Source organism: Nocardia altamirensis NBRC 108246, from assembly GCF_001612685.1.
GTDB lineage: Bacteria > Actinomycetota > Actinomycetes > Mycobacteriales > Mycobacteriaceae > Nocardia > Nocardia altamirensis.
The window spans coordinates 1-7,320 of the sequence record NZ_BDAY01000146.1 but is presented as its reverse complement, the minus strand read 5'-3'; the positions used below and the strand labels follow the sequence as shown (position 1 = coordinate 7,320).

General features: G+C 68.8%; 6 protein-coding genes. All 6 read left to right on the top strand.

The genetic code is table 11. The features are described from left to right. Window positions 1–1,931 (top strand): putative type IV secretion/conjugal transfer ATPase (locus NA11_RS43445; RefSeq protein ID WP_439957150.1); only part of this gene is annotated, 1,931 nt, incomplete at its 5' end. A gap of 52 nt (window positions 1,932–1,983) precedes the next feature. Further along, window positions 1,984–2,292 (top strand): transposase, encoded by a 309-nt coding sequence (locus NA11_RS43440; protein WP_069167967.1) that lies wholly within the window; start codon window positions 1,984–1,986, stop codon window positions 2,290–2,292. 49 nt (window positions 2,293–2,341) lie between these two features. Further along, entirely contained in the window at window positions 2,342–4,033 is a 1,692-nt protein-coding gene (locus NA11_RS43435) for a peptidoglycan DD-metalloendopeptidase family protein (RefSeq protein WP_069167966.1), read from the top strand. 128 nt (window positions 4,034–4,161) lie between these two features. Next, window positions 4,162–4,725, top strand: a complete 564-nt coding sequence (locus NA11_RS43430) for a hypothetical protein (RefSeq protein ID WP_245746590.1) — start codon at window positions 4,162–4,164, stop codon at window positions 4,723–4,725. Between the two features lie 37 nt (window positions 4,726–4,762). After that, complete coding sequence (locus NA11_RS43425; RefSeq protein ID WP_069167965.1) at window positions 4,763–6,598, top strand: type IV secretory system conjugative DNA transfer family protein; 1,836 nt, start codon at window positions 4,763–4,765, stop codon at window positions 6,596–6,598. 28 nt (window positions 6,599–6,626) lie between these two features. After that, a complete protein-coding gene (locus NA11_RS43420; protein WP_069167964.1) occupies window positions 6,627–7,013 on the top strand; it encodes a DUF4913 domain-containing protein in 387 nt (128 codons plus the stop codon). Window positions 7,014–7,320: the final 307 nt, after the last annotated feature.

Below are 7,320 nucleotides of genomic sequence, written 5' to 3'. Positions count from 1 at the left end.
GTCCAGCGCGCGGCGGGCAGGCCGATCCGCGCGGGGCACAGAGCGAGCAGCGTGGCAGGCCGCGACCGGCACGGGCCAAGCCGGAACGCGAAGTGCGGGATCGCAATGGCTCGCGGGCTGCCCGTAATGCCCAGCGCAGCAACAAGACCGACTACACCGCCGATCGCGCGATGGGCACTCCCATCATGGACAAGGCCGCGTTGCGTGCCAAGGCCAAGGCGGACCGGCGCAAACAGTCGGGCCCGCCGCTGCTCGATGAGGTCACGCGCGCGAAGCTGGAGATGATCGTCCGCGAGCAGACCGGCTTGCGGGCGGCGTTCGCGCAGTTCCGGATTCGCACCGACGACATCCGTCGTCGCAATTACGCCGCGCGGGCCGAGCAGGTCTTCGAGGACGGATTCGACCGCAGCACGGCCCAGCTCACCGACCGCGGCTATGCGGGGGAGGGCGGCGGCCGGATGAACGTGGTCGGCAGGCCGGTCGAATACCGCGCGACGACAGCGCAGGTGGCAGGCCTGTGGCCGTGGTCGGTCGGCGCGGGTGCGCCGCTGATCGGCACCCCGCTCGGCTCGCACTTGCACACCGGCGCACCGGTCTGCTTCGATCCGATGAACTGGTTCCTGCGCGGCAGCTTCATCACCGCGCCGAGCCTTTTCGTGCTCGGGCTCAACGGTTTCGGCAAGTCGTCACTGGTGCGCCGGATCGTGCTCGGCGGCATCGCGCAGGGCATCACGCCGCTGATCCTGGCCGACGTCAAGCCCGACTACCGCAAGATGGTCGAGCTGGTCGGCGGCCAGGTGATCGACCTCGGCTACGGCCACGGCAAGCTCAACCCGCTGGCCGCAGGCGTGCTCGGCGCCGTGGTGCCGCGGCTGGAAGACCTTCCTGCCCTGCAACTTCAGGTGCTGCAGGACCTGCGGGCCCGTCAGGTGACGCTCATCGCAGGCCTGGTCGAACTGGTCCGCGGCGCGCGGGTGCGCGATTACGAGGAGACGCTGATCTCCACCGGCCTGCGGATCCTGTACCAGCCTGGCTCGGGCTATACCCCGGACCAGCCGCCGATCATGGAGAACCTGCTCGAGGTGATCGTCACCGGCGGTGAGGAATTGATGCTCGACGCGGGCGCCGACGGCGTCGACGAGTATCAGATCGCCATCAAGGGTTTGCGTCGTTCGCTGCGCGCGCTCACCCAGGGCCCGTTCGGCGCGATCTTCAACGGGCAGACCTCGGTGCCGATCGACACCAGCGCCGTCGCGGTCTGCATCGACGTCTCGCACATCCCCACCGGCGACAAGAAGCTCAAAGCCGCTGTCATGCTTGCCTGCTGGGCCGACGGGTTCGCCTCGGTGGAGGCGGCGCACGTGCTCTCGGACGCGGACATGGGCCCGCAGCGCTACTTCCAGGTGGTGATGGACGAGCTGTGGCAGGTGCTCGGCCTCGGCGACTTCATGGTCGACCGGGTGGACGAGCTGACTCGTCTGCAGCGCGGCATCGCCACCTCGCTGATCATGATCAGCCACACCATCAAGGACCTGCAGGCGCTGGGCACGGAATCGGCCATCGCCAAGGCGCTCGGGTTCCTGGAACGCGCGCGTGCCAAGATCTTCGGCGCGCTGCCCGCCGAGGAGGTCAAGCGGCTGGACAGCATCGTGCCGTTCACCTCCGCCGAGGAGCAGATGGTGACCGGCTGGTCCGCGCCGCAGGCGTTGACGGGTGAGGCGCTCAAGCCGGGCCAGCTGCGGCCGTCGCCGCCGGGCACCGGCAAGTTCTTGCTGAAGATCGGTGAGGATCGCCGGCCTGGCATCCCCTTCCACATGGAGTTCACGCTCTCGGAGAAGGAGAGCGGCATCCACGACACCAACCAGCGGTTCAGCGAGTTCACCGAATCGACCGCACGAGGAACGGATTCGCCGAGCGGGAGTGCCGCATGAGAGATCAGCGCAGACGCGAGTTACCGATGCCGCGCGGTCGGAGGTGCGTCGCATGATGCCGCACCGTTCCTATCGCCGGGTCTCACCGGAGGTGAGGCAGGCCGCCGTCCAGCAGGTTGTCGCGCTCACCAGCCAGCTGAGCAGTGAATCGGAGGCCTGCCGGGTGGTCGCCGAACAGATCGGCGTGCATACGAACTCGGTGCGCAACTGGGTGCGCGCCGCCGAGGGGCCGAGTCTGGAACGCTTGGACGCGTCCGCGCTGCGCCGCAAAGTGGCGCTGCTGCAACAGCAATTGGCGGCCGCCGCCGAGATGAACCGCACCCTCGCCGACACCCTCAACGAATCCCGGCGCGGCCAGTGAACCGTGACGCTCCGGTGCGCGGTGCGGGGCCGGGCCCGGCGAGGCCACGGTGAGCGGACGGGGGCTCCTCTGGGGATGCCTCGGCGCGGTACTCGGTCTGATGACCGTGGTGCTGGTCATCGTGCTGCCCGCGGTCGACGACCCGTGTGAGGGTTCGTCATTGCTCGGCTCCGGGACGGTGCTGCCGCCGCTCGGCGGGTTCGCGCCCGGCGATCCACGGGCCACCTCGACGGCGCAATCGCCTGGCGCACAGGCGAACCCGGCCGCAGCGGGCACGCCGGGGAATCCGACCGTGACCGGAACGCCCTCGCTCGCCGCGGGTTCCGGGCCGATCCGCCGCACGATGCCGCTGGCCATCGGCACCTTCACCCTGTCGGACACCTTCGGTGCGCGCGGCGGCCAACACCGCGGCATCGACCTCGCCGCCGCCGACGGCACCACGATCTACTCGGTGTCCGACGGCCGCGTCGTCGCCGCAGGCCCCGCTTCGGGTTTCGGCAACTGGGTGGTCGTCGACTCGGTCGACACCAACGGCCGCGCGTACTCGGCGGTCTACGGGCACATGTGGGATTCCGGCGTGCACGTGCGCGTCGGTGACGCGGTGACCGCGGGCCAGCCCATCGCCCAGGTCGGCTCCGCAGGCGAATCCAGCGGCCCGCACCTGCATTTCGAGATCGTGCCAGGCGGCCGCTTCACCGGCGGCAGGCAGATCGACCCGCTGCCATGGCTCGACGGCGCGCCGACCCCGGATGTCGGCGGCGCACAGGCATATTCCAGTGATCCGCGGTGCAACCGTGGCTTCGGCAGCGCGGGCGGCGCGCTCGCCGCGGGCAAGGTGCCGCCCGAGCTCGAAATCTGGTATCGCCGTGCGGGTTCGATCTGCCCGCAGATCACCCCGTCGCTGCTGGCCGCGCAGGGCAGGCAGGAGTCGGGCTTCCGCCGCGGCGCCACCTCGCCCGCGGGCGCGCAGGGCCTGGCGCAGTTCCTGCCGAGCACCGCAACCAGCGTGAACCCGGATGACGGGCAGCCCTACGTGATCGACGCCGACGGCAATGGTTCGGCCAGCGTGTGGGACGACGGTGACGCCATCATCGGGCAGGGCCGCTACATGTGCGCCATCGCGCACAAGATCTCGCAGTGGCAGTCCGAAGGCCGGGTGAGCGGCGACGTCACCGCGCTGACCCTGGCCGCCTACAACGCGGGCGAGGGCGCGGTGCTCGCGTCCGGCGGCATGCCGAATCAGGTGGCGGCGCACTATTCCGAGACTCAGCCCTACGTGGCGAACATCCTCGCAATGGAGGCGCAGTATCGGGCGCCGGGCTCGGTCGGCCGATTCGCGCCGCAGGAGAGCGGCACCGGCAGCCAGATCGTCGAGGCCGCGCACGACTGGCTCGGCACGCCGTATGTCTGGGGCGGCGGCGGACCGCAGGGCCCGACCGGCGGTGGCCTCGACGGGCCCGGTCTCACCTCGGCCGCGGTGTTCGCGGCCTCGTCCGGCAAGGTGTCGCTGCCACGCACGGCTGAACAGCAGTGGGAGGCAGGCGTCGAGGTGCCGATGAGCAAGATCAAGGAGGGTGATCTGGTGTTCAGCTCGTTCGGCCCGCGCGGTCCTGCGGAGGTGGGCATCTATGCCGGAAACGGACGGATGATCAAGGCCGTTCCCGGTCTCGTCGGCCGATCTGCGGGCGGCGTCGGCGAGGTGGCGGTCCCTGGCGACAGCCGGGCGAGGAGGGTGCTGTGAATACCCCCGGCAAACACGCGACCTCGGGACTGCCGAACTGTCGGTCATTGCGGCTAGCCTGGAATAACACAGCGGCACGCGCGGCGACGGTTCGCCGTGACCACGGAGGATCCGGGGAGCGCCGCGCGGTGAACAGAGCACAGGTACGCGCGAAACTGGTGGTGATGCTGGTGATGAGCGTCGCGATGCTGAGCGCGGCCTGCGGCCGCGAGGACGGCGTGGGGACGGGATCCGGTGGGGGACAGCCCGCCACGTCCACAACCAGGATGCTCGAAGGCGTCCCCGCCCCCGATCCGGTGACGCCCGACGGTGTCGCGGTGGCCGCGCTGAAGGAGATCTACACCTGGCAGCCCGCCACCGAGGCGCAAGGCGCGTCGCTGGGGCGGGCCCGGAAGTGGTTGGGCCCCAGCCTGGTCCGCGTCCTGGACGGCCCGCCGACCGGACTGGAGACGCCGAAGGCCACGCTGCAGTGGGCCGATTGGGCCGCGGCGCAGGCCCGCGTCGACGCGTTCACCTTCGCGTCGGGGGAGAAGGCGCCTGCCGGCGCCGATCCGAACACCCAGCAGTTCAAGGTCGGCATCGAACAGACCGTGGTCTACCCGAACGGCCGCAAGGAATCGCTGCCGCCCGCGACGGTCATCGCCACCGTCGTGCGCACGCCAGAGGGCTGGCGACTCGACGCGTTCCGCTGAACACCAAGACATTTCCCGCACAGAAGAGGAGGCAGACATGGCGAAGAAGGTGGTAAAGGATCCGGCCGCCGTCGGCCCGGACGCGACCATGATCCTGCTCTATGTCGGCTTCGCGGTACTCGGAACACTGTGGGTGGCACTGCATCTCGGCAATGCGCTCGCGGTGACCCCGCAGTCGATCCCGATCAACCCGATCGCCATCGTCGCGGATCTGGTCAGGGGCAAGCTGCAGTGGCCGCGTGCCTCGACGGTGATCGTGCTGCTGGTGATGGTCGCGGTGCTCGCCTACGTGGTGATCCGCAAGCGGCTGAAGAAGCGCAAGACGGTCGGCGTGCTCCCGGTCGACGAGAAGGCCGACGTCATGGGCCAGGGCGCCGCCATCGGGCATCTCACCGCGAAGGGCGTGTACGACAAGGCCATGCAGCTCGGCGTGCGGCTCGGCAGCAACGACGTGCCCGGCGTGCCGATCGGCATCGGCATCGCCGACGGTCAGATGCTGTACGGCTCCTACGAGGATCTGCACCTCGACATTTGGGGACCGCGGCAGGGCAAGTCGACGTCGCGGGTGATCCCGGCGATCCTCACCGCGATCGGTCCGGTGCTGGCCACCTCGAACAAACGCGACGTGGTCGACGCGACGCGAGATGTCCGTGAGGCCAAGGGAAGTCCCACCTTCGTCTTCGACCCGCAGGGTGTCGCAGGCGAGGAACCGACCTGGTTCTGGGATCCGCTGGCCTGGGTGGACGCGCGGCACGAAGGCTGCGAGATGCGGGCGGCGCGGCTGGCAGGCCACTTCGCCGACGGCGACGACGGCTCCGACGCCAAGACCGACGCGTTCTTCGATCCGGAGGCCGAGGATCTGCTCGCCGGGTTGTTCCTGGCCGCCGCCATCGGCGACCGCAATGGCAGCAGGCCGATCGTGCAGGTGTGGGAATGGGTGACCAACCCGCGCGACACCGAGCCCATCGAGTTGCTGCGTGCGGCCCGCCACCACTACACCGCGTCCGGTCTCGCCTCCCAGTACAACGCCGACGAACGTACCAAGAGCGGCATTTTCGGCACCGCCAAGAAGATGGTCCGCTGCCTCAAGCTGTCCAACGTGCACCCGTGGATCCAGCGCGGCGGCGACCGGCTCCAGTTCGACGAGCGCGCGTTCATCCGCGACAACGGCACTCTGTACAGCCTCTCGCTCGAGGGTCGCGGCTCGGCGGCGCCGCTGGTCAGCGCGCTCACCGAGGCGGTGATCGACGTGGCCATGCGCGAAGCGTCCCGTTCCGCGGGCGGCAGGCTGCCGATCCCGTTGCTCGCGGTGCTCGACGAGGCCGCGAACGTGGTGCGCTGGAAGGATCTGCCCAAGCAGTACAGCCACTTCGGCTCGCGCGGCATCGTCGTGATGACCGTGCTGCAGTCCTGGGCGCAGGGCGTGCGCTGCTGGGGCGAGGCAGGCATGAACGCGCTGTGGGCCGCCGCGAACATCAAGGTGCTCGGCAGCGGCGTCGACGACACGGCCTTCCTGCGTGAGCGCTCCGAGGCCATCGGCGACTACGAAGTCATTTCCGCGTCGGTGTCGGAATCCTCTGGCGGCAAAAGCTATTCGCGTTCGCTGGGGTCGTCGAAGACGTTCAGCGTTCAGGCGCTCGCCCAGCTGCCGCGCGGCCGGGTGATCGTCTTCCCGTCCGGCGCGCCGCCGGTACTGGTTCGCACAGTCCCGTGGTGGGAGGGCGAGTACGCTGCCGAAGTGACGAAGTCCATCGCGCATCACGATCCGCAGCGCAAGACGGAAATCGGCGATCTGATGCCCGGTAGGCCTTCGCTGAGCAAGGCGACGCCGCCACCGGAGTACGGACAGGTCGAGGAGGTCAGGCCACTGTGAGGGAGCCGAACGCCAGCGAGGCGATGGCATGACTGAACAGCAGCAGCAACCGATGATCTACTCCAGCGTGGTCGAGTTCGTGGAGAACTACCTGAGCCTGGTGTACCGGCGGCAGGTCACCGATCTCAGCGACACGGTGTGGTGCCCGGAGTGGTGGCAGCACGCCGAAGCGATCGCCAGGCTGGACGCGATGTGGCGTGCCTGGGAACACTTCCGTCTCGACGGCGCAACGGGTTTGAGCGTGTGGTTCCTCGATCACGCGGATCCGCACATGGCGCGGCTGTTCGACCCCAAGGGCCCGTTCAAGTATTGCAGCGTCCGCAACGGCCACAAGGACATGCTGAGCCCGCTGCCGCTGAAGTCCCCGCAGCACGGAATGTTCGGCGACCCGACAATCGGTGACTTCCGAATGTGAGAGCTGTTGGGTGAGCGCGGCTGCCGCCGAGCGGACGAGGAAGGTCGGTGCGGCTCGTCGGGCGGTAGTCGGATTGTTGTGCGGCTCGTTGACGGGGGTCAAGTGGTTGCTGAGCCATTGACGGGAGAGAAATGGTTGCTCACCGCCGTTGAGCGGAGTCATATGGTTGCAACACACCGCACGACACGCACCATTTGTCTCCGCTCAACATTCTCAAGATCACGTCCCCGAAAAGATCTTTGAACCGGACCACAGCCAAGTAACCCGGCTGGAACAAGAGAATGCGCACCTGACTGCGGAGGTCAGC

Excerpts from the sequence above, each read along its gene's own strand:
- NA11_RS43425 (WP_069167965.1), top strand. The coding sequence starts at position 4,763 with ATGGCGAAGAAGGTGGTAAAGGATCCGGCCGCCGTCGGCCCGGACGCG.
- NA11_RS43420 (WP_069167964.1), top strand. The coding sequence starts at position 6,627 with ATGACTGAACAGCAGCAGCAACCGATGATCTACTCCAGCGTGGTCGAG.
- NA11_RS43440 (WP_069167967.1), top strand. The coding sequence starts at position 1,984 with ATGATGCCGCACCGTTCCTATCGCCGGGTCTCACCGGAGGTGAGGCAG.